The sequence below is a fragment of the Aurantimonas sp. 22II-16-19i genome (assembly GCF_002088275.1).
GTDB lineage: Bacteria > Pseudomonadota > Alphaproteobacteria > Rhizobiales > Rhizobiaceae > Jiella.
This window is the reverse complement of sequence record NZ_AQQS01000002.1, coordinates 140,072-160,652: the sequence shown is the minus strand read 5'-3', so window position 1 is coordinate 160,652 and position 20,581 is coordinate 140,072. Positions and strand designations below refer to the sequence as shown.

Here is a 20,581-nt window from a genome sequence, read left to right as displayed (position 1 = left end):
GAACGCGTCAGAACAGGCCTTCGATCTCGCCCTGATCGTTCAGATAGATCGATTCGGCCGCCGGCTGCGAGGGTAGGCCCGGCATGGTCATGATCTGCCCGCAGATGGCGACGACGAAGCCGGCGCCGGCCGACAGCCGCACCTCGCGCACATGGACGGAAAAGTCCGTCGGCGCGCCGCGCTTGGTCGGGTCGGTGGAGAACGAGTATTGCGTCTTCGCCATGCAGACCGGCAGATGGCCGTAGCCGGCCTCCTCCCAGGCGGAAAGCTGGTCGAGCACCGACTGGTCGGCCGTCACCTCCGAGCCGCGGTAGATCTTCTTCACGACCGTCTCGATCTTCTCGAACAGGCCCATCTCGTCCGGATAGATCGGCTTGAAGTCGGCGGTACCGCCATCGGCAAGCTCCACCACCTTGTGGGCGAGGCCCTCGATCCCGGCCGAGCCCTCGGCCCAGTGGCGGCAGACGATCGCCTCGGTGCCAAGGGTCGCGACATAGTCCTTCACCGCCTGGATCTCGGCCTCGGTATCGGCGGAGAAGTGATTGATCGCGACGACGACGGGGACGCCGAAGCCTTTGACGTTCTCGACATGGCGGCCGAGATTGGCGCAGCCGGCCTTCACCGCCTCGACATTCTCGGCGCCGAGATCGGCCTTGGCGACGCCGCCATTCATCTTCATCGCCCGCACCGTCGCGACGATGACGGCCGCCGCCGGCTTCAGACCGGCCTTGCGGCACTTGATGTCGAAGAACTTCTCCGCCCCGAGATCGGCGCCGAAGCCGGCCTCGGTGACGACGTAGTCGGCAAGCTTCAGCGCCGCCTTGGTGGCGACGACGGAGTTGCAGCCATGGGCGATATTGGCGAAGGGACCGCCATGGACGAAGGCCGGGTTGTTCTCCAGCGTCTGGACGAGGTTCGGCTGGATCGCGTCCTTCAGGAGCACCGCCATCGCGCCGTCGGCCTTGAGATCACGGGCGGTGATCGGCGTCTTGTCGCGGCGATAGGCGACGATGATGTCGCCGAGGCGTTTTTCCAGATCCTTCAGGTCGTTCGACAGACACAGGATCGCCATGACTTCGGAGGCGACGGTGATGTCGAAGCCGGTCTCGCGGGGAAAGCCGTTGGCCACACCGCCCAAGGAAGCCGTGATCTGGCGCAGCGCCCGGTCGTTCATGTCGAGGACGCGGCGCCACGTCACCCGGCGACTGTCGATCTGCAGATCGTTGCCCCAGTAGATGTGGTTGTCGATCATTGCCGAGAGCAGGTTGTGCGCCGTGGTGATCGCGTGGAAATCGCCGGTGAAGTGGAGGTTCATCTCCTCCATCGGCACGATCTGGGCATAGCCGCCGCCGGCGGCCCCGCCCTTGCCCCCGAAGCAGGGACCGAGCGACGCCTCGCGGATGCAGATGAGGGCGTTCTTGCCGATGCGGTTCAGCCCGTCTCCCAGGCCGACCGTCGTCGTCGTCTTGCCCTCGCCGGCCGGCGTCGGATTGACGGCGGTGACGAGGATCAGCTTGCCGTCGGGGCGGCTCTCGAGCGATTTCAGGAACGGCGCTGAGACCTTGGCCTTGTCGTGTCCGTAGGGGACGATGTCCTCCTCCGACATGCCGAGGCGCGCGGCAATCTCCTTGATCGGCTTCTTCTTCGCGGCGCGCGCAATGGCGATGTCGGAGTTGAATGCGCTCAAGGCTGTCTCCCTAGGATCGATGATTTTGGGATCAGCATACGCAAGGCGCCTGCGCATGGCCACAGGCCGATGCGCCGGAAGACCGGGGATCTCGAAGACGGGTTCGGAAACGACGGTATCGCTGGCGCAACCGCCCGGCGGACAAAGAAAAGCCCGGCGTGGGAGGAGATCGCCGGGCTCTTCTTCTACGCGCAATGTCGGCTTCAGGCATCAGGAGGATATGCCGTTGGCCACTGCTTGCTACTCGGTCAGGAAACGCGGCCGGTCCGCATGGGAGGAAAGCGACGGCCGCTGCAAGCCCTGACTTAACTCCAACAATGTAGCACGGGTTCCGCCGCTCGACTGTGTCCGGGTTGCTACGATTCCATCGCAATCAGGCTGGCGTTGCCTCCCGCTGCGGCAGTATTGACCGAAATCACCTGCTCGCGAGCAAAACGCGCCAGGTAATTGGGGCCGCCAGCCTTCGGTCCCGTGCCGGAAAGTCCCGATCCGCCAAAGGGTTGCGATCCGACGATCGCGCCGATGATATTGCGGTTCACATAGAGGTTACCGACCGTTAGGCGTGCGATGACTTTTTCCGCCGTTTGATTGATCCGGCTGTGCACGCCGAGGGTCAGGCCGTAGCCCGTGGCATCGATGGCGTCGAGGACCCTGTCGAAGTCCCTGGCCTTCCAGCGCACGACATGGAGCACCGGCCCGAACACCTCCCGATCCAGCGCCTCCGGCCGGTCGAGCTCGACGATGTGCGGAGCGAAGTAGTGGCCCTTGCCGGCCAGCTCCGCCGGCACCTCGCCGCTGTAGCGGATCTTCTGCTCGCGCCCCATGCGCTCGACATGGCCCTTCAGCATGGCGAGCTGTTCGGCGTCGATCACCGGACCGATGTCGGTCGCAAGCTCGCGCGGATCGCCGACGGTCAGCTCCTTCGCCGCCCCGGCGATCATGTCGAGGATCTTGTCGGCCACGTCCTCCTGCAGGAACAGGAGGCGCAGCGCCGAGCAGCGCTGGCCGGCCGAGCGGAAGGCCGACATCACCACGTCGTCCGCCACCTGCTCGGGCAGCGCGGTGGCGTCGGCGATCATCGCGTTGATGCCGCCGGTCTCGGCGATCAGCGGCGCGATCGGTGCGTTGCGGGCGGCGAGCGCCCGGTTGATCGAAAAGGCGGTCTCGGTCGAGCCGGTGAAGGCGACAACCGCGGTGAGATCGTGGGAGGTCAGGGCCGCGCCGGTCTTGCCATCGCCGGGCGCGAGATAGAGGTGCTCTTTCGCAAAGCCCGCCTGATGCAGCAGCTCGACGGCCTTCGCCGCGATCAGCGGCGTCTGCTCGGCCGGCTTGGCGATGACCACGTTGCCGGCAGCGAGCGCCGCCGCGACCTGGCCGGTGAAGATCGCCAGCGGAAAGTTCCACGGCGAGATCGCCACGGCGACGCCGCGCGAGCGGTAGGTCAGGCGGTTCTCCTCGCCGGTCGGCCCGGGGAGAGGCACCGGCGCGGCGAAAAGCCGCATCGCCTCGTCGGCATAGAAGCGCAGGAAGTCCACCGCCTCGCGCACTTCGGCGATGCCGTCGTCGAGCGTCTTGCCGCCTTCCGCCGCGAGGATGGCGAGAAGCTCGGCCTCCTTCGCTTCCATCATCTGGGCCGCCTTGCGCAGCGCCTCGGCCCGCCGCGCCGCCGGCACCGCTTCGGCCGAGCGGGCATGGCGCGCGGCCTCGGCGACGAGGGCGGACGCGGCTTGCGCCGACAGATGATGGCTGGTGCCGAGCCTTGCGCCGTCGACCGGCGAGAGAATTGCGACCGGCGTCGAGCCGCCCTTCGCCGCCGCCGCCTCGCACAGCGCCTCGAGCCGGTCGACCGGCACCCTGCGGCGCTCGGAGATCAGGCTGCCCAGCGCCCGCCGGTCGCCGGTCTCGATGCCGGCGGAGTTCTGGCGCGGCGAGAAGAGATCCTTCGGCAGGCCGATCTTCGGATGACGCGCCGGGCCGGCTTCCAGCATCGCCCGTGGCCGCTGGAGAAGGTCATCGACGGGAATGTCCTCGTCGCCGACCATCGCGACGAAGGAGGAGTTGGCGCCGTTTTCGAGCAGCCGGCGGACGAGATAGGCGAGGAGATCGCGGTAGCCGCCGACCGGCGCGTAGATGCGGCAGGCGACCGGCTTTTGCCCGGAGCGGCGCAGCGTCTCGTAGAGCGCCTCGCCCATGCCGTGGAGGCGCTGGAACTCGAAGCCGGCCGGGTCCTTGCCGGCCATTTCGAGGATGGTCGCGACGGTCAGGGCGTTGTGGGTGGCGAACTGCGGGTAGATCCGCGCGCGGCGGTCGAGCAGCGCCTTGGCGCAGACGAGATAGGACAGGTCCGTCGCCGGCTTGCGCGAGAACACCGGATAGCCTTCGAGGCCCTTTTCCTGGGCGTGCTTGATCTCGGTGTCCCAATAAGCGCCCTTGACGAGGCGGACCATCATGCGAATGCCGGCCGCCTCGCAGAGCCCGTCGACATGCTCGATGACGGCAAGCGAGCGCTTCTGATAGGCCTGTATGGCGAGGCCGAAGCCCTCCCAGCCCTGGAAGTCGAAGCGCTTCACCAAGGCGTCGATGACGTCGAGGGAGAGTTCGAGACGCTCGGCCTCCTCGGCGTCGATGGTCAGGTTGAGGTCGTAGCCGCGCGCCTGCTCGGCCAGGGCGATCACCTTCGGCAGCAGTTCCTCGAGGACCCGCTCGCGCTGCAGCGGGTGGTAGCGCGGATGCAGCGCCGAGAGTTTCACGGAAATGCCCGGCCGGTCGGGCAGCGTCTTGTTGCCGGCCCTGCGGCCGATCGTCTCGATGGCGCCGGCATAGGAGCGATAATAGCGCTCGGCATCCTCCATGCTCCGGGCGCCCTCGCCCAGCATGTCGTAGGAATGGCGGTAGCCCTTGGATTCGTAGGCCCGCGCCCGCTCCAGCGCGTCCTCGATGGTCTCGCCGAGGACGAAGTGCCGGCCGAGGAAGCGCATCGCCTGGCGCGTCGCCTGGCGCACGGCCGGGCCGCCGAGGCGCTTGACGAGGCCCGCCATCACCCCCTGCGGCGTCTCGCCGGGCCGGATGATCCGCGCCGAGATTCCGAGCGCCCAGGCGGAGGCCGCGGTCATCAGCCGGTCCTCGCCGCCCTCGTGATGAGCCCAGTCGCCGGCGCCGATCTTCTCCTCGATCAGCCGGTCCTGGGTGGCCGCATCGGGGACGCGAAGGAGCGCCTCGGCAAGGATCATCAAGGCGAGCCCCTCACGGCTCGACAGCCCGAACTCGCGCAAGAAATCCTCGACGCCGCCGATGCCGCCGGCCGCCTTGCGGATGCCGACGATCAGGCCGCGGGCGCGCTCGTCGACCCTGTCCTCGTCATGGGTCCAGCGGCTCGATGCCTTGAGCAGCGCCGAGACCGCCGCCTGGTCGTCGATGGAGAACGGCGCGCAGAAGGCCGGCGGATAGTTGCCGCCCGCGCGGGTGGAAGCTGCAGTCGCAGACATGGGCCGCTCCGAGTTCGAAAGACCAAGAGATTCACGCGAATCGATCGAATTTAGGAGCGTCCGGGACGACACGCAATCGGGCGGGACGTGGGAAAGGGATTTCGGCTTTGGGCTCGAAGCGGACATTCGCTGCGAGCCCCATGAACGACCGCAATGGGTCGAATGCCGCCGCTCGGGCCTAGTTCAGCAAACCGCCGCGACGACGCATGCGGGGCCGTGGCCGCTTCGCCCCCTACTCCGCGCCCGCCGTCTGCCTGATCTCCCGCGCGAGCTCGGCGGGCAGATCGAGCCTTGCCGCCAGCAGGTCGAGATAGGCGCGTTCGGCCGGGTGGTCGGCGTCGATGGCCAGCACCGAGGCGGTGTAGATTTCCATCGCGACCTCGGGCGTTTTCGCTTCGGAGGCGAGGTCGTCAACTGTCTTGGGGCGGCGCAGTTCGTCCATGACGAGGGCCTTTTCGTCGCTCGCCAGATCCATGTCGTCGATCTTGCCGAAGATCGCATTCTCCTCATCGGCGTCGATATAGCCGTCGGCCTTGGCGGCGGCGATCATGGCCGACAGCATCAGGCGGGCGCGATCATCCTCCTCGCCGGAGGGCATGAAGGCGGTGCCATGGGGCTCTGGCACCTCGTCGGGGCTCTGCGCTGGGGCCAGGCTCCGCACGGGTTCGGCGCCGGGCAGCGCGGTGGCGCCGGATTTCGTCTGGTAGTTCTGGTAGGCCTTGTAGGCGAGGCCCGCGACCAGCGCGGCACCGCCGAGCTTGAGCGCGCTGCCGCCGAAGGACTTGCCGCGCTTCTTCTTGAAGAGCTGCGAGGCGAGACCGCCGACAACGGCGCTGGTCACCATCGAACCACCCCGCCCCTGAAGCATGCCGCCAACCTGATCGATCAGAGAGCCGCCCGAACTTCCGCCCCGCGGCCCGTCACCGTCGCGATGGGGATCGCGGCGGGAGGACGAGCCCCCCTGCGTCTGGCTGCCGAGGAAATCGGAGAGAAGGCGCTGAATATCCATTGGGTCGGGTCCTCATGAGTGCGGTCGCTGACCCCGGATATCGAAACGGCAGATGCAATTGGCAATAGCGCTTTCAGGCGAGCCATCGTGGCTCACGACGGCCTGGACGGGTCGAAACCCGAAATTGCCGAGCGCACGGTCGCGATCACCGCCCCGCCGGCGCTTCGGACCGGCCCGCCGGATCCCCATCTGCGGGCGACGGATCCCGCCCGTCCAGCAACGCCTCGATCTCGGGATAGAACCACCTGCGGCCGGGATAGCCTTCGAGGCGGCCAATCTCGGTTCCGTCGTCGCCGATCAGCACGAAGGTCGGCGTGAACACCGCCGGCGTCAGCCCGGGGATGCCGCCCCGGCGGTCCGTCCAGATGTTCACCCGGCGGAGCGGCGCAAACATGCCGATGCGGCTCTGCGGGTAGTCGGGCGCGATCTCGGCGTCGAACTTGCGGCAGAACGGGCAGCCCGGCTGCTCGAACATCAGGAGTTCGGCGGCGTTTGCCGGCCCGGGCAAGGCGGACGGGAACAGCAGGGCAACCGGCAGAAAAACGGCGGCGAGCCATGACAGCCGCCGCCCGATAGTCACGGGACCGTTCGTCCCGAAGCCATGCCAGCCGATGGTCCGCGCCTTCGCCATTTGCCGATCATAGCGCGGCGGCCGACGAAAAGTTAGCCGCCGCGACGATTTGGCCGGCGGCGCGCGCGGCACCGGGCGAGGTTCGCCCTGATCAGGCGTAGATGTCCATCACCTGGTTGAGCAGGGCGATGGCGTCTGCCTTGGAGCGCTGGAAGGAGTTGCGGCCGATGATCGAGCCGTTGCCGCCGCCCTCGCGGATGCCGCGCACCTCTTCGAGCAGTTCGTCGGTGTTCTTGGCGGCGCCACCGGAGAAGACGACGATGCGCTTGCCGTTGAAGGCCGCCTGCATGATGTGGCGGACCCGGTCGGCCGCGGTGTCGCCGGCGATCTCGTATTTCGAATAGATCGGCTTTGCCGCGTCGAGATCGACATGCGCCGTCGGCAGCTTCACCTTGATGATGGTCGCGCCCATCAGCGCCGCCATGTGTGCGGCATAGGCGATGATGTCGAGGCCCGTCTCGCCGTCCTTGGTGACCTTGCCGCCGCGCGGATAGGACCAGACCACCGAGATCAGGCCGCGCGACTTCGCCTCGTGGCTGATCTCGCGCAGCTCCTCCATCATGTCGTAGGAGGCATCCGCGCCCGGATAGATGGTGAAGCCGACGCCGACGCAGCCGAGGCGCATGGCGTCCTCGACGGTGCCCGTGATCGCCTGGTCCTGGCTGGAGACGAGGGCGTTGCCGCTGTTGACCTTGAGGATCAGCGGGACTTCGCCGGCAAAGGTGTCGGCGCCGTGCTCGAGGAGACCCAGCGGCGCGGCATAGCCGGAGACGCCGGATTCGATCGCCAGTTCGTAGAGGTAGTGCGGGTCGTAGGCCGCCGGGTTCGGCGCGAAGGAGCGCGCCGGCCCATGCTCGAAGCCCTGGTCGACCGGCAGGATCACCATCCGGCCCGTGCCGCCCAGGCGGCCATGCATCAGGAGCCGTGAAAGGTTGCTCTTCAGCCCCGGGGTCTCGCCCTCGTACCAGGAGAGAATGTTCCGCACGACTTCAGTTCTGAGCATGATATCGGTGTCCTTCGGCAAACGACGGGGAAACGAGAGCGCATGGCGGAGCGATGCCTGCCGCTTCTTTTGTAGGCATAACTCTGCGGCGTCCAGACGACGCCGCGGATGCCAATCGATTAAAATCCGCCTGTCCCACCAGAGTCTTGAAAAAAGCTGCCGTCTCGGCGTTCGCCGCGGTCTCAGGCGGCGGGCGGAGGCCTCGTGCAGGGCGTGGCGGAGGCCGCGCGATCCCGTTCCTTCGGTGGCCGGCGGAGGCCTGTGCCGGGTGCTCGAGCCCGCCGATCGGCTTTTTCGGGTTGAAGCCGACATTTCGCTTTTATTTGACGCGGAAACCGTCTAGCGCGGCGCCAACCGTTCCCTGACCTCAACGCGTCGGGGATCTCGCCCGGCGCCTCGAAATCGCGCCCAAGGAGTTGCAAGCGAACATGGCTGATACACAGCATCCGGTCCATGGGAAGATCTCCGGCCCCGTCGTGATGATCGGCTTCGGCTCGATCGGCAAGGGCACCCTGCCGCTGATCGAGCGCCACTTCGACTACGACCGCAGCCGCATGGTGGTCATCGATCCCGACGAGAGCGTGCGCGGCCTGCTCGACGAAAAGGGCATCCGCTTCATCAACGAGGCGGTGACGCGCAAGAACTACGAGGAGCTCCTGACGCCGCTCCTGACCGAGGGCGAGGGCCAGGGCTTCTGCGTCAACCTCTCCGTCGACACCGGCTCGCTCGACCTGATCAAGCTGTGCCGCGAGCTCGGCGTCCTCTACATCGACACCGTCGTCGAGCCGTGGCTCGGCTTCTACTTCGACAAGAACATGTCGAATGCCGAGCGCACCAACTATGCGCTGCGCGAGACCGTTCGCAAGGAGCAGAAGAAGCATCCCGGCGGCACCACCGCCGTCTCCTGCTGCGGCGCCAATCCCGGCATGGTGTCCTGGTTCGTCAAGAAGGCGCTGGTCGACATCGCCAACGAGATCGGCATGGAATTCACCGAGCCGGCGTGGGACGACCGCGAAGGCTGGGCCAAGCTGATGAAGAAGGCCGGCGTCAAGGGCATTCACATCGCCGAGCGCGACACCCAGCGCGCCAAGTCCCCCAAGCCGATGAACGTGTTCTGGAACACCTGGTCGGTCGAGGGCTTCCTGTCGGAAGGCATGCAGCCGGCGGAACTCGGCTGGGGCACCCATGAAAAGTGGATGCCGAAGAACGCCAACCGCCACAAGAAGGGCCACCAGTCCGCGATCTATCTGGAGCAGCCCGGCGCCAACACCCGCGTGCGCTCCTGGTGCCCGACGCCGGGCCCCCAGTACGGCTTCCTGGTGACCCACAACGAATCGATCTCGATCGCCGACTACTTCACCCATCACAACAAGGACGGCGAGGTCACGTACCGCCCGACCTCGCACTATGCCTACCATCCGGCGAACGACGCCGTTCTGTCGCTGCACGAACTCTTCGGCGCCGCCGGCAAGATCCAGCCGGAGCTGCACGTCCTCGACGAGACCGAAATCGTCGACGGCATCGACGAGCTCGGCGTCCTGCTCTACGGCCACGAGAAGAATGCCTACTGGTATGGCTCGCAGCTGTCGATCGAGGAGACCCGCCAGCTCGCCCCCTACCAGAACGCCACCGGCCTGCAGGTGACCTCGGCGGTGCTCGCCGGCATGGTCTGGGCGCTGGAGAATCCGGAGGCCGGCATCGTCGAGGCCGACGAGATGGACTACAAGCGCTGCCTGGAGATCCAGATGCCGTATCTCGGCCCCGTCAAGGGCTACTACACCAACTGGACGCCGCTGGTGGACCGGCCGGGCCTGTTCCCGGAGGACATCGACGACAAGGATCCCTGGCAGTTCAAGAACATTCTCGTGCGCTGAAAAATCATCGGCCGGTTCCTCCTCGCGTCTTTGTTTGGGGGAACCGGTCGAAAGCTGCGGTTTTGTCCCGATTGCCCCTTGACCGAAGCACCGTCTCGTCCTGAAACATTGACGACAAGACACAAACCGGCACGGTGCAATGTGCCCCGCTCGCCGAGTATGAGGTATTCTTGATGCGGACACGCAAGACGGCAGTCGCAGCCACGCTCATCGCTTCGGTGCTCGGTGCCTGCACGACCAGCGAGCGCGCCTCGGTCGCGCCGCAGCCCCAGGGCGTCGATGGCCGGTGGAACGCCCTTGGCGGGCCGGTGGCCTACAGCGCGACGTTCAACAACGGCCGTTTCGCCTCGGTCGAGCAGGGAACCGGCGGCGTGCTCGCCACCGGAACCTATTCCCAGCTCGGGCCCGGCCAGATCAACATCCTCTATACCTCGCGAACGACGAACCAGCAGCAGTCCGCGAACTGCAACCTCGTCCAGACGAACCGGCTCGCCTGTGCCGCCTCCAGCGGGACGCGCTTCGAGTTCACCCGCGCCTGACGGATCGCCCGGCGGACGGCAGGACGAGGACGTGCCGATCGGGACATGGGACCGCGGCAGCTCCGGCACGTGCCGGAAGCCGAAGGCACAGAGCAGCAGTATCGAATACCGCGCCGATCGAGAACGGCGGGCGACTTGCGACATACCGGATGCCCGAAACGACCCGGCCGTGCGGCCTCGAGCCGCATCACCGGGTCGTTCGACGCATTCCAAATCCCGCCCGCGCCACCTATATCGGAAACGCGCGGCGGCCGGACGGCCGGCGAGTGCCACGACACCGGCCCTCGCGCCGACCGGCCTTCGGCGAGGCGTGCGAAGCACCTCGTCCTTATGGCCGACGACGACAACGAACCATGTGCGGGATGACAGGATGAACGCCCTTACCCAGACGGTCGCCGAGCGGGCGACCGGCCCTCTCCCAGCCGGCCACCCTCCGGTCAAGACGGCGAAGATCGGCGTTCTCCTCGTCAATCTCGGCACCCCAGACGGCACCGACTTCAAGCCGATGCGGCGCTACCTGAAGGAGTTCCTCTCCGACAAGCGCGTCATCGAGTGGCCGCGCATCGCCTGGTATCCGATCCTCTACGGCATCGTCCTCAACACCCGGCCGAAGAAATCCGGCGCCGCCTATGCCGAGATCTGGAACAAGGAGCGCAACGAGTCGCCGCTGCGCACCTTCACCCGCGCCCAGGGCGAAAAGCTCGCCGTGCGGATGGCCGGCCATGGCGAGATCGTCGTCGACTGGGCGATGCGCTACGGCAATCCGTCGATCGCCGAGCGGACCGACTACCTGATGAGCCAGGGCTGCGACCGGATCCTCGTCTATCCGCTCTATCCGCAATATTCGGCTTCGACCACGGCGACGGTGAACGACAAGTTCTTCGAGCACATGATGGCCCAGCGCTGGATGCCGGCGGTCAGGACCGTTCCCGCCTATCACGACGAGCCGGTCTATATCGACGCCCTCGCCCGCTCGATCGAGAGCCATCTCGCCACCCTCGACTTCGAGCCCGAGCACGTCATCTGCTCCTATCACGGCATTCCGCAGAGCTATTTCCGCAAGGGCGATCCCTATCACTGCCATTGCCAGAAGACCTCGCGGCTGCTCGACGAGCGGCTCGGCTGGCCCAAGGGCCGGCTGATCACCACCTTCCAGTCCCGCTTCGGACCGGAGGAGTGGCTGCAGCCCTACACCGACAAGACCATCGAGAAGCTGGCGAAGGAGGGCGTCAAGAACATCGCCGTCCTCAATCCCGGCTTCGTCTCCGACTGCCTGGAAACGCTGGAGGAGATCGCCGGCGAGGCGGGCGAGATCTTCCACGAGGCCGGCGGCGAGAACTTCTCCCATATCCCCTGCCTCAACGATTCCGAGGCCGGCATGGACGTCATCGAGGCGATGGTCCGCCGCGAATTGCGCGGCTGGCTGGGATGACCGGAGCGTCGGCCGCCGCGATCGACGGCCGACCTGTTTCCGCGCCGTAGCCGCCTGTTTCTGCTCCGCAGCCGCCTGTCCAGTTTATTTGACAGCCCGTCTTGGAACGGGCCGCGAAGTGTGAAAGCCTCGCGGCGCCGCCAGTTTCCGCAAGCCAGGCGCCGGAACCCGGCGAGCCGGGTCCACTGGGCGGCGACGGGGTGGATTATTGGTGCGCATCGACGACGCTTGCGAGGCCGGGACGGGGCGGGACGCCGGCATGGCGTGGGCTCCACCGGTCATGCCGGCCGTTCCGCGCTCCCTGTGCACCGATTGCGGGATCTCCCGCACCGCCGAGCCCGGCCGCTGCGGCAAGGCGTGCCAGTTCATCAAGCCCGACTACCCGGCCCTCGAAGCTGAGGTCCACGGCCGCGCCCGCGACCCCGGACGGCGGGACGAGCGGCATTTCGGCCCGTTCCGGCGGATGGTCCGGGCACGGCTCGCGCCCCCTCGCGGCGGCGCCCAGTGGACGGGCATCACCACCCGCATCGCCGAGCGCCTGCTCGAAACCGGCGCCGTCGACGCGGTGCTGACCATGGCGCCCGACCCGGCGGATCGCTGGCGGCCGATCCCGGTCATCGTCACGGCGGCCGAGGGCATGGCGGCCTGCCGGGGCATGCGGATGGGCTATGCGCCGCTTCTCTCCCTCGTCGAGCCGGCCCGCGACAAGGGCTACAAGCGGCTGGCGGTGATCGGCATTCCCTGCCAAGTCTATGCGCTGCGCGCGCTGGAAACCGAACTCGGCCTCGACAAGCTCTACGTGATCGGCACGCCCTGTTCCGACAACACGACCACCGAGCGCTTCCACGACTTTCTCGCGCTGCTCGCCGACGATCCGGACAGCATCACCTATCTGGAATTTCGCGCCGACTACCACGTCGAGCTGCGCTTTGCCGACGGCCGGGTGAAGGCGATCCCGTTCTTGAAGCTGCCGATCTCGCAGCTGCCGCCGGACTTCTTCCCGCTGACCTGCCGGACCTGCGTGGACTACACCAACGTCCTTGCCGACGTCACCGTCGGCTACATGGCCGGTGAAGGCGACCAGTGGCTCTTGGTGCGCAACGAGCGCGGCGAAGAGCTCGTCGCACTCCTGGGCACGGAACTCGAGACCAGAGATCTTCGCAGCCGGGGCAGGCGCCAGGGCGCCGTCAAGGGCTTCCTGGCCAATACCGAGCTGGCCGCCGGCGGCATGCCGCTCCGCCGCATGCCGCCCTGGCTGCGCCCGATCGTCGGCTGGCTGATGCCGAGGATCGGCCCGCGCGGCCTCGAATTCGCCCGCGCCCGCGTGGAGATGAAGGCGATCGAGACCGTGCTTCATCTGCGCCGCCAGGTCCCGCGCCGGATGCGCAGCATGATCCCGGCGCACGTCTGGACGCTCGTCGCTCCCTACGGGCTCACACCACGTCCCGGCGAGCGCGCACCCGGCGAACCCGCCGGGACGGACGGCGCGGAGCCGCGATGACGGCGGCTCGCCTGCGTCCGATCGTTGCGATGCTGCTGGCGCTTCTCGCCCTCGCTGCCATCGGCCTGTCGCTCCTGAAGCTCCATGCCACGGAGACCGGCGTGACCATCGAACCGGCGATCATCGCCGAGACGCCGGCGACGATCTTCCGGCCGGAAGGCCGGGCGCTGGGGCCCGTCGTCGTGATCGCCCACGGCTTTGCCGGCTCGCAGCAGCTGATGCAGAGCTTCGCCCTCGCCTTCGCGCGCAATGGCTACGGTGCGGTGACCTTCGACTTCCTCGGCCATGGCCGCAATCCCGCCCCGCTCGCCGGCAGCATCACCGAGGAACAGGGCGCCACCCGCGCCCTCGTCGACGAGACGGCAGAGGTCGCGGCCCATGCGAAGACGCTGGGAGACGGGCGACTGGCGGTGCTCGGGCATTCCATGGCCTCCGACATCGTCGTCCGCTTCGCCGCGGCGCGGCCCGACGTCGCGGCAACGATCGCCGTCTCGATGTTCTCGCCGGAGGTGACGGCGGACGCGCCCCGCAACCTCCTCGTCATCGTCGGCGAATGGGAGGGCATGCTGAAGCGCGAGGCGCTGCGTGTGGTGGAGCTGGCGACCGCGCCTGCCGCGGCCGAGCCCGGCGTCACCTATGGCGATCCGTCCGCCGGCACGGCACGGCGCGCCGCCTTCAGCCCGAATGTCGAGCATGCGAGCGTGCTGTTCAGCCAGGCGAGCCTGCGTGAGGCCTTCGGCTGGCTCGACGCGGTCTTCGCCGTCGAGAGGCAGGAGCCGCCGATGATCGCCGGGCGCGGCCCCTGGATCATGCTGCTGATCGCCGGCTGCACGCTGCTCGCGCGCCAGCTGACGCCGATGCTTCCCCGCCTCGCCGAGCCGCCGGCGGGCGCCGGCCTGAGGTGGCGGCGCCTGTGGCCGGCGCTGCTGGTGCCGGCCATTGCCACGCCGCTCCTCCTGCGAGTGCTGCCGACGCATTTCCTGCCCGTCCTCGTCGGCGACTATCTCGCCATGCATTTCCTCGTCTACGGCCTCCTCACCGCGCTCTGCCTGCGCTGGCAACGGCGCGGCGAGGGACAGCGCTTCGGGCAGAGTGCTCTATCCCCCGCGACCATCGGTGCCGCGCTCGCGGTCGCCGCCTTCTACCTCGCCGCCCTCGTCTGGCCGATCGACAGCTTCATGACCTCCTTCGTGCCGACGCCGGCCCGCGCCGCGCTGGTGCTGGCCATGCTGGTCGGGACGCTGGCCTATTTCCTGGCCGACGAATGGGCGACGCGCGGGCCGGGATCGGCGCGCTTTGCCTATGCGGCCTCGAAGCTCGCCTTCGTCGTCTCGCTGGCCTTCGCGGTCGCCCTCGATTTCGAGCGGTTGTTCTTCCTGATCATCATCGTCCCGGTCATCGCCCTGTTCTTCCTGGTCTTCGGCGCCTTCAGCGCCTGGATCCACCGGGCGACGGGCCAGCCGCTCGTCGCGGCCCTCGCCAATGCGCTGGCCTTCGCCTGGGCGATCGGCGTGACGTTCCCGCTGCTCGCGGGATGAGGCCGGGAGACTGCGCGAGGTGAAACCGGAAGTTGGCATCGCGCCCGCCGCTCCCCAGCGCTCGCTCCGCCCCGTCCGCATTGCCGTCCGGACAGATCCAAGGAACCGCCTGCGCTTGCCTTCCCGGCTGATCGCACGATAGTCACCTGGGGCCTCTCGCAATGCCCGTCCGGCGATGGCGTCGGCGCCCCCTGGAGATCCCTATGCTCACATCCGGCAGCATTCTCGTCCTGGTGGTCCTGGTCTTCGGCATCGTCGTGCTTCTGTCGACGATCAAGATCGTGCCGCAGGGCTACAATTACACGGTGGAGAATTTCGGCCGCTATACCCGGACGCTGAATCCCGGACTGTCCATCCTGATCCCCTTCGTCGAGCGCGTCGGGCGCAAGATCAACATGATGGAACAGGTGCTCGACGTGCCGACCCAGGAGGTGATCACCCGGGACAACGCCTCGGTCGCGGCGGATGGCGTCGCCTTCTACCAGATCCTCGACGCCAAGGCCGCGGCCTACGAGGTTTCCGGCCTCGAAAACGCCATTCTCAACCTCGTCATGACCAACCTGCGCTCGGTCATGGGCTCGATGGACCTCGACGACCTCCTGTCCAACCGCGACACCATCTCGGAAAAGATCCTGCGGGTCGTCGACCAGGCGTCGCATTCGTGGGGCATCAAGATCACCCGCATCGAAATCAAGGACATCAACCCGCCGAAGAACCTCGTCGACGCCATGGCCCGGCAGATGATCGCCGAGCGCGAGAAGCGCGCCGAGATTCTCGAGGCGGAGGGCTCACGCAATGCCTCGATTCTGCGGGCCGAAGGCGAGAAGCAGGGCCAGATCCTGCAGGCGGAAGGCAAACGCGAGGCCGCCTATCGCGAGGCCGAGGCGCGCGAGAGGCTGGCCGAGGCCGAGGCGACGGCGACGCGGCTCGTCTCCGAGGCGATCGCCGCCGGCAACGTCCAGGCGATCAACTACTTCGTCGCCCAGAAATACACGGAAGCCCTCGCCAAGCTGGCCTCCGCCCCGAACCAGCGGGTGATCCTGATGCCGCTGGAGGCCTCCTCGCTGATCGGCTCGGTCGCCGGCATCGCCGAGATCGCCCGCGCCGCCTTCGGGGAAGACGCCGGCCCGGCGGTGTCGCCGTCGCCGCCCCGCCCGCGGCCCGGCCGCCAGGGCCGACCCGGCTTTTCCGTGCCGCCGAGCGGGGCGGGCGAGCCGGCGGCCGAGTAGCCGTCATGGAAACGCTCCTCGAAACCCTCGCGAACTATGGCTGGTGGATCGCCGGCCTCCTCTTGTTGATCCTCGAGGCGGTGGTTCCGGGCGTCTATCTGGTATTCTTCGGCATCGCCGCGCTCGTCGTCGGCACCAACGCCTTCCTGCTCGGCGCCACCGGCTGGTTCGACTGGCCGCAACAGGTGATCGCCTTCATCGTCGTCTCGGCCGTCTGCGTCTATCTCGGCCGGCGCTGGTACGGCACGGCGAAGGAGAGCGAGGATTCAGCACCGCTCAACCGCCGCACCGGCCGCCTGATCGGCCGCGAGGTGCGGCTGTCCGAGGCGATCGTCGACGGCCGCGGCCGGGTGGCGCTCGAGGACAGCTGGTGGAGCGTCGCCGGGCCGGAACTGCCGCTGGGCGCCCGGGTGCGGATCGTCGGGGCCGACGGGTCCGTGCTGCAGGTCGAGCCGGTGGAGTGAGGGAAGTCTCGTGACGGCCGCCCTCCCCGATTGATCCGCCGCGCGTCTGCCGCTACCCCTTGTCGGTCGACAGTCCACGAAGCGATCCCCCATGACAGAGCGCTATCCCCGCGATCTCCTCGGCTACGGCCGGACGCCGCCCGATCCGCAATGGCCGAACCCGTCCGGCGAGGGTCATGCCAGGATCTGCGTCCAGTTCGTCGTCAATTACGAGGAGGGCGGGGAGAGTTCGATCCTCGACGGGGATCCGGCCTCCGAGTCGCTGCTGTCCGAAATCGTCGGCGCGCAGCCCTGGCCCGGGCAGCGCAACCTCAACATGGAGTCGCTCTACGAATACGGCTCGCGGGCTGGCTTCTGGCGGCTGTGGCGGATGTTCACCGAACGGGGCATGCCGGTCACCGTCTACGGCGTCGCGCTCGCGCTCCAGCGCAATCCGGAAGCGGTCGAGGCGATGCTCGAGGCCGATTGGGAGATCGCCAGCCACGGGCTCCGATGGCTCGAATACAAGGACTTTCCGGAGGAGGAGGAACGCCGGCACATCCGCGATGCCGTCCGCATCCACACGGCGGTCACCGGCTCGCGGCCGCTCGGCATCTATCAGGGCAAGCCCTCCGCCAACACGCTGAAGCTGGTCATGGAGGAAGGCGGCTTCGCCTATTCCTCCGACAGCTATGCCGACGATCTGCCCTATTGGGTGGAGGGCCCGCACGGGCCGCATCTCATCATTCCCTACACCCTCGACACCAACGACATGCGCTTCGCAACGCCCCAGGGCTTCAACTCGGGCGACCAGTTCTTCGCCTATCTGAAGGACGCCTTCGACGCGCTCTACGAGGAAGGCGCGGCCGGACAGGCGAAGATGCTGAATGTCGGCCTGCACTGCCGGCTGGTCGGCCGGCCCGCCCGCGCCGCGGCGCTCGCCCGCTTCCTCGACTACGTGAAGTCGAAGCCCGACGTCTGGGTGGCGCGGCGCATCGACATCGCCCGGCACTGGCGCGAGCGGTTTCCCTATGCGCCGCGGTTCCGGCCGAGCCGGCTGACGAAGGCCGAATTCGTCGCGACCTTCGGCGGCGTCTTCGAGCATTCGCCCTTCGTTGCCAAACGATGCTTCAAGGCCGGCCTCGGCGACGCCCACGACACGCCCCTCGCTTTGTCGGCCGCGATGAACCGGGCGTTCCGCCAGGCCAGCGAGGAAGAACGCCGCGACGTGCTGAAGGCCCATCCGGATCTCGCCGGCAGGCTGGCGCTCGCCGGCGACCTGACCGAGGATTCGAAGGCCGAACAGGCCGGCGCCGGCCTCGACCGCCTGACGCCCGACGAACTCTCCCGCTTCGCCGATCTCAATAGTCGCTATGTGAAGCGCTTCGGCTTCCCCTTCATCGTCGCGGTGAAGGGCCTCGACAAGGCGGCGATCCTCGCAGCCTTCGAGCGACGCGTGGCGAACGAGCCGCAGGAGGAATTTTCAACCGCCTGCCGCGAGGTCGAGACGATCGCCCGCATCCGAATAAAATCCATCTTCGAAAGCAGACAGCCCATGAGTTCCGAGCGATGAGTTCCGAGCGTTTCGTCACCGCCGCCCCGCTGCCGGAGGCGCAAGACCTCACCCGGCGCTATGTCGACCTCGCCCAGCCCCGCCTCGGCACCGTGGTGACGTTCGCCACCGACGACTTCTTCGCCGACAAGTCCCGGATGCTGGATCCGGCACCGCCGGTCTTCTATCCCGACCGCTTCGACGATCACGGCAAGTGGATGGACGGCTGGGAATCGCGGCGCAAGCGCACCCAAGGCCACGACCACGCGGTCGTTCGCCTCGGCCAGCGCGGCACGATCGCCGCAATCGACGTCGACACCGCCTTCTTCACCGGCAACTTCCCGCCGGAGGCGATGATCGAGGCGGCCGACACGGCGGAGGAACCGGGCGAGGCCGACTGGGCCGTGATCGTCCCCCGCGCGCCCCTGAAGGGCGACAGCCACAACCTCTTCACGGTCGGCAGCGACGCGCCGGTCCGCTGGCTGCGCCTCAACATCTACCCCGACGGCGGCGTCGCGCGGCTGCGGGTCTTTGGCACGATCGCCAAGGACTGGAGCAGCATTGCGCCGGACGAGACCATCGACCTCGGCGCGATGGAGAACGGCGGCACGGCCGTCGCCTGGAACGATGCCCATTACGGCCATCCGGCCAACATGCTGGCGCCCGGCCGGGCCCCGGTGATGGCCGACGGCTGGGAGACGGCGCGCCGGCGCGTGCCCGGCAACGACTGGTGCGTCCTGAAGCTCGGCCATGCCGGCCAGATCGAGCGCATCGCCATCGACACCAATCACTTCAAGGGCAACTATCCCGATCGCTTCACGCTGCGGGCCGGCCGCCTCGGGGACGAGGCGAGCGTGGAAGCGGTCGATGCGGCAAGCCGCGACTGGCCGCTGATCGTCGCAGAGGCGAAGCTCTCGGCCCATCATGTGGAGAAGTTCGCGGCCGAGCCGGTCGGCGAGCCGGTCACGCATGTCAGGCTCGACATCTTCCCCGACGGCGGCGTTTCGCGCCTGAGGCTGTACGGAAAGAAGGCCTGATGGCGGATCGCATCGTCCGGCCCCGCCCGCTGACCAAGAGCGCCTTCGCTCCCTTCGGCGACGTCATCGAGACCGACGGTGCCGAGGAGCGGCTGATCAACGCCGGCACCACCACCCGCTATCACGATCTCGCCCGCGTCGACGTTGCGGCTGGCGGGGGCCGACCGCTGATCTCGATCTTCCGCGGCCAGGCCTTCGCCCTGCCGGTCGAGATCGCGATGTTCGAGCGCCATCCGCTCGGCAGCCAGGCCTTCGTTCCGCTCGCCGGCCGCCCCTGGCTCGTCGTCGTCGCCAAGGATGCAGGGGGCAAGCCGGGCGAGCCCTTCGCCTTCCTCGCCAGCGGCACCCAGGGCGTCAACTATGCGGCCGGGGTCTGGCATCATCCGCTGCTCGCCCTCGAGGCGACGTCGGATTTTCTCATCGTCGACCGGGGTGCCTCGGACGCCAATCTCGAGGAGGTCTTCCTCGACGCGCCCTACCGCATCGAGCGCTGACCGCGCGTCTTGGCGCCGAAAGCGCTGACCGACAGATGCAAGGCGCGGCGAAACCATCCGGCGGCTTCCTCGTTGCAAATTCATGACGGCTTTGCCCACCAGCGGTGGCAACCACCGGCGGGAGGCGGCCGAGCGAAGACGACGAGTTCAGGAGACATCCCGATGGCGACCGAAGCCCTCAAGCACGCCCGTTTCGACCACGCGCAACACGGCAACTACGACAGTCCGGACGACGTCCTGAAGGATGATCGCCTGTCGGCCACCGAGAAGCAGGCGATCCTCGAAGAGTGGCGGTCCTCCCTGCAGCACATCCTCAACAACGATCCGGATGCGCCGCAGGTCGAGGCGACGAGCCGCTCCCTCGACGAAGCGGTCGAGCGCCTAGCCGGCATGCGCAGCTGACGACGCGCCAAGGTGGCAGAGTTGCTGGACTACACGACCTGCGGCATAGTGGCACGCTCGACGGCGAGGCGTTTTCAGCGTCCATCCGGCGTGCGAGATTCCGATCGCCTGCCGAGACCCTGCCGAGAGATCCCATGATTCTCGCCTAAGCAGGCGGCGGGATCGTTCTGTGCCTGGAAAGGGAAGCCGCGACGGCCATCGTCGCCCATCCCGTCGATGGGCAGGCAGGGCGCATCGTCGGCTCGCAAGTCGATCAACCGTCAGAGCGGCAGCGGTCATGACCTCTTTCCCGTCGGCGGGGATCGCGTCCTCGCCACGATAACGACGATTTCGCACCCGGCCCGATCGCGGTCGTTGGCCGGGGCGCAGACAGGACCCTTTCGATGTCGATGCAATTTCCCCGATGGGCGCAGTACAGCCACCCCAGGCACGGGCTCTATGGCTCCCCCAGCGAGGTGCTGGCCGACGGCCGCCTTTCGGAAACCGAGAAGCAGATGGTCATCGAGGCCTGGCGCTCCTTCATCGAGCATGGCGCCGCCGACGAGGGGGACGAAGAGCTCATTCCCTCGACCCTCCGCTCCCTGGACACTGCCGCCGAACGTCTGGCCGCCGGGAAGACGTGAACTGCGGCAAATAAATCAATCAACTTGATAAAAAAGGCGTCGATCTCGGGATTCGCCGCCTTTTTCGTTGGCTCCGTCACCCTAGCTTGCGAGAAGAGCGAC

Annotated in this window: 17 protein-coding genes; 12 read left to right on the top strand and 5 right to left on the bottom strand. The window is 67.6% G+C overall.

Annotation, left to right across the window (positions count from 1 at the left end; genetic code table 11):
* Window positions 1-7: 7 nt before the first annotated feature.
* The 5 genes from ATO4_RS03320 to ATO4_RS03300 form a co-directional block, all read right to left on the bottom strand.
* Window positions 8-1,687, bottom strand: coding sequence for a formate--tetrahydrofolate ligase (locus tag ATO4_RS03320; protein ID WP_083589991.1), 1,680 nt, complete (start codon window positions 1,685-1,687; stop codon window positions 8-10).
* Between the two features lie 356 nt (window positions 1,688-2,043).
* Complete coding sequence (putA, locus tag ATO4_RS03315; RefSeq protein WP_083589990.1) at window positions 2,044-5,172, bottom strand: bifunctional proline dehydrogenase/L-glutamate gamma-semialdehyde dehydrogenase PutA; 3,129 nt, start codon at window positions 5,170-5,172, stop codon at window positions 2,044-2,046.
* A 232-nt stretch (window positions 5,173-5,404) separates the two neighbouring features.
* Window positions 5,405-6,181, bottom strand: a complete 777-nt coding sequence (locus ATO4_RS03310) for a tellurite resistance TerB family protein (protein WP_083589989.1) — start codon at window positions 6,179-6,181, stop codon at window positions 5,405-5,407.
* A 145-nt stretch (window positions 6,182-6,326) separates the two neighbouring features.
* Window positions 6,327-6,812 (bottom strand): thioredoxin family protein, encoded by a 486-nt coding sequence (locus tag ATO4_RS03305; protein ID WP_245308539.1) that lies wholly within the window; start codon window positions 6,810-6,812, stop codon window positions 6,327-6,329.
* 91 nt (window positions 6,813-6,903) lie between these two features.
* Window positions 6,904-7,815, bottom strand: coding sequence for a class I fructose-bisphosphate aldolase (locus ATO4_RS03300; RefSeq protein WP_083589988.1), 912 nt, complete (start codon window positions 7,813-7,815; stop codon window positions 6,904-6,906).
* 428 nt (window positions 7,816-8,243) lie between these two features.
* Here ATO4_RS03300 and ATO4_RS03295 point away from each other — a divergent pair, with 428 nt between their 5' ends.
* From ATO4_RS03295 to ATO4_RS26855, 12 genes are all read left to right on the top strand, one after another.
* A complete protein-coding gene (locus tag ATO4_RS03295; protein ID WP_083589987.1) occupies window positions 8,244-9,689 on the top strand; it encodes a homospermidine synthase in 1,446 nt (481 codons plus the stop codon).
* A gap of 173 nt (window positions 9,690-9,862) precedes the next feature.
* A complete protein-coding gene (locus tag ATO4_RS03290) occupies window positions 9,863-10,228 on the top strand; it encodes a hypothetical protein (protein WP_083589986.1) in 366 nt (121 codons plus the stop codon).
* A 370-nt stretch (window positions 10,229-10,598) separates the two neighbouring features.
* A complete protein-coding gene (gene hemH / locus ATO4_RS03285; RefSeq protein WP_083589985.1) occupies window positions 10,599-11,660 on the top strand; it encodes a ferrochelatase in 1,062 nt (353 codons plus the stop codon).
* A gap of 259 nt (window positions 11,661-11,919) precedes the next feature.
* On the top strand, window positions 11,920-13,161 hold the full coding sequence (locus tag ATO4_RS03280) for a Coenzyme F420 hydrogenase/dehydrogenase, beta subunit C-terminal domain (RefSeq protein WP_083590174.1): 1,242 nt from the start codon (window positions 11,920-11,922) through the stop codon (window positions 13,159-13,161).
* The gene (locus tag ATO4_RS03275) at window positions 13,158-14,699 is read left to right on the top strand and encodes an alpha/beta fold hydrolase (protein ID WP_083589984.1); all 1,542 of its coding nucleotides are present in this window, start codon (window positions 13,158-13,160) and stop codon (window positions 14,697-14,699) included. Before ATO4_RS03280 ends, ATO4_RS03275 begins: the two co-directional genes overlap by 4 nt.
* 203 nt (window positions 14,700-14,902) lie before the next feature.
* Window positions 14,903-15,928, top strand: coding sequence for an SPFH domain-containing protein (locus ATO4_RS03270; RefSeq protein WP_083589983.1), 1,026 nt, complete (start codon window positions 14,903-14,905; stop codon window positions 15,926-15,928).
* Between the two features lie 5 nt (window positions 15,929-15,933).
* Entirely contained in the window at window positions 15,934-16,392 is a 459-nt protein-coding gene (locus ATO4_RS03265) for an NfeD family protein (protein WP_083589982.1), read from the top strand.
* A gap of 91 nt (window positions 16,393-16,483) precedes the next feature.
* Entirely contained in the window at window positions 16,484-17,944 is a 1,461-nt protein-coding gene (gene puuE / locus ATO4_RS03260; protein WP_083589981.1) for an allantoinase PuuE, read from the top strand.
* Window positions 17,941-18,960 (top strand): allantoicase, encoded by a 1,020-nt coding sequence (alc, locus tag ATO4_RS03255; RefSeq protein ID WP_083589980.1) that lies wholly within the window; start codon window positions 17,941-17,943, stop codon window positions 18,958-18,960. The genes puuE and alc overlap by 4 nt, the downstream gene beginning before the upstream one ends.
* The gene (locus ATO4_RS03250) at window positions 18,960-19,454 is read left to right on the top strand and encodes an ureidoglycolate lyase (protein WP_083589979.1); all 495 of its coding nucleotides are present in this window, start codon (window positions 18,960-18,962) and stop codon (window positions 19,452-19,454) included. Before alc ends, ATO4_RS03250 begins: the two co-directional genes overlap by 1 nt.
* A gap of 162 nt (window positions 19,455-19,616) precedes the next feature.
* Complete coding sequence (locus tag ATO4_RS03245; RefSeq protein ID WP_083589978.1) at window positions 19,617-19,856, top strand: hypothetical protein; 240 nt, start codon at window positions 19,617-19,619, stop codon at window positions 19,854-19,856.
* 383 nt (window positions 19,857-20,239) lie between these two features.
* Window positions 20,240-20,479: a hypothetical protein gene (locus ATO4_RS26855; RefSeq protein ID WP_139802222.1), complete on the top strand. Its 240-nt coding sequence runs from the start codon at window positions 20,240-20,242 to the stop codon at window positions 20,477-20,479.
* Window positions 20,480-20,581 lie beyond the last annotated feature (102 nt).

Coding starts and splice junctions, on each gene's coding strand:
- putA (WP_083589990.1), bottom strand. CDS start 5,172: ATGTCTGCGACTGCAGCTTCCACCCGCGCGGGCGGCAACTATCCGCCG.
- ATO4_RS03310 (WP_083589989.1), bottom strand. CDS start 6,181: ATGGATATTCAGCGCCTTCTCTCCGATTTCCTCGGCAGCCAGACGCAG.
- ATO4_RS03305 (WP_245308539.1), bottom strand. CDS start 6,812: ATGGCGAAGGCGCGGACCATCGGCTGGCATGGCTTCGGGACGAACGGT.
- ATO4_RS03300 (WP_083589988.1), bottom strand. CDS start 7,815: ATGCTCAGAACTGAAGTCGTGCGGAACATTCTCTCCTGGTACGAGGGC.
- ATO4_RS03295 (WP_083589987.1), top strand. CDS start 8,244: ATGGCTGATACACAGCATCCGGTCCATGGGAAGATCTCCGGCCCCGTC.
- ATO4_RS03290 (WP_083589986.1), top strand. CDS start 9,863: ATGCGGACACGCAAGACGGCAGTCGCAGCCACGCTCATCGCTTCGGTG.
- hemH (WP_083589985.1), top strand. CDS start 10,599: ATGAACGCCCTTACCCAGACGGTCGCCGAGCGGGCGACCGGCCCTCTC.
- ATO4_RS03280 (WP_083590174.1), top strand. CDS start 11,920: ATGGCGTGGGCTCCACCGGTCATGCCGGCCGTTCCGCGCTCCCTGTGC.
- ATO4_RS03275 (WP_083589984.1), top strand. CDS start 13,158: ATGACGGCGGCTCGCCTGCGTCCGATCGTTGCGATGCTGCTGGCGCTT.
- ATO4_RS03270 (WP_083589983.1), top strand. CDS start 14,903: ATGCTCACATCCGGCAGCATTCTCGTCCTGGTGGTCCTGGTCTTCGGC.
- ATO4_RS03265 (WP_083589982.1), top strand. CDS start 15,934: ATGGAAACGCTCCTCGAAACCCTCGCGAACTATGGCTGGTGGATCGCC.
- puuE (WP_083589981.1), top strand. CDS start 16,484: ATGACAGAGCGCTATCCCCGCGATCTCCTCGGCTACGGCCGGACGCCG.
- alc (WP_083589980.1), top strand. CDS start 17,941: ATGAGTTCCGAGCGTTTCGTCACCGCCGCCCCGCTGCCGGAGGCGCAA.
- ATO4_RS03250 (WP_083589979.1), top strand. CDS start 18,960: ATGGCGGATCGCATCGTCCGGCCCCGCCCGCTGACCAAGAGCGCCTTC.
- ATO4_RS03245 (WP_083589978.1), top strand. CDS start 19,617: ATGGCGACCGAAGCCCTCAAGCACGCCCGTTTCGACCACGCGCAACAC.
- ATO4_RS26855 (WP_139802222.1), top strand. CDS start 20,240: ATGTCGATGCAATTTCCCCGATGGGCGCAGTACAGCCACCCCAGGCAC.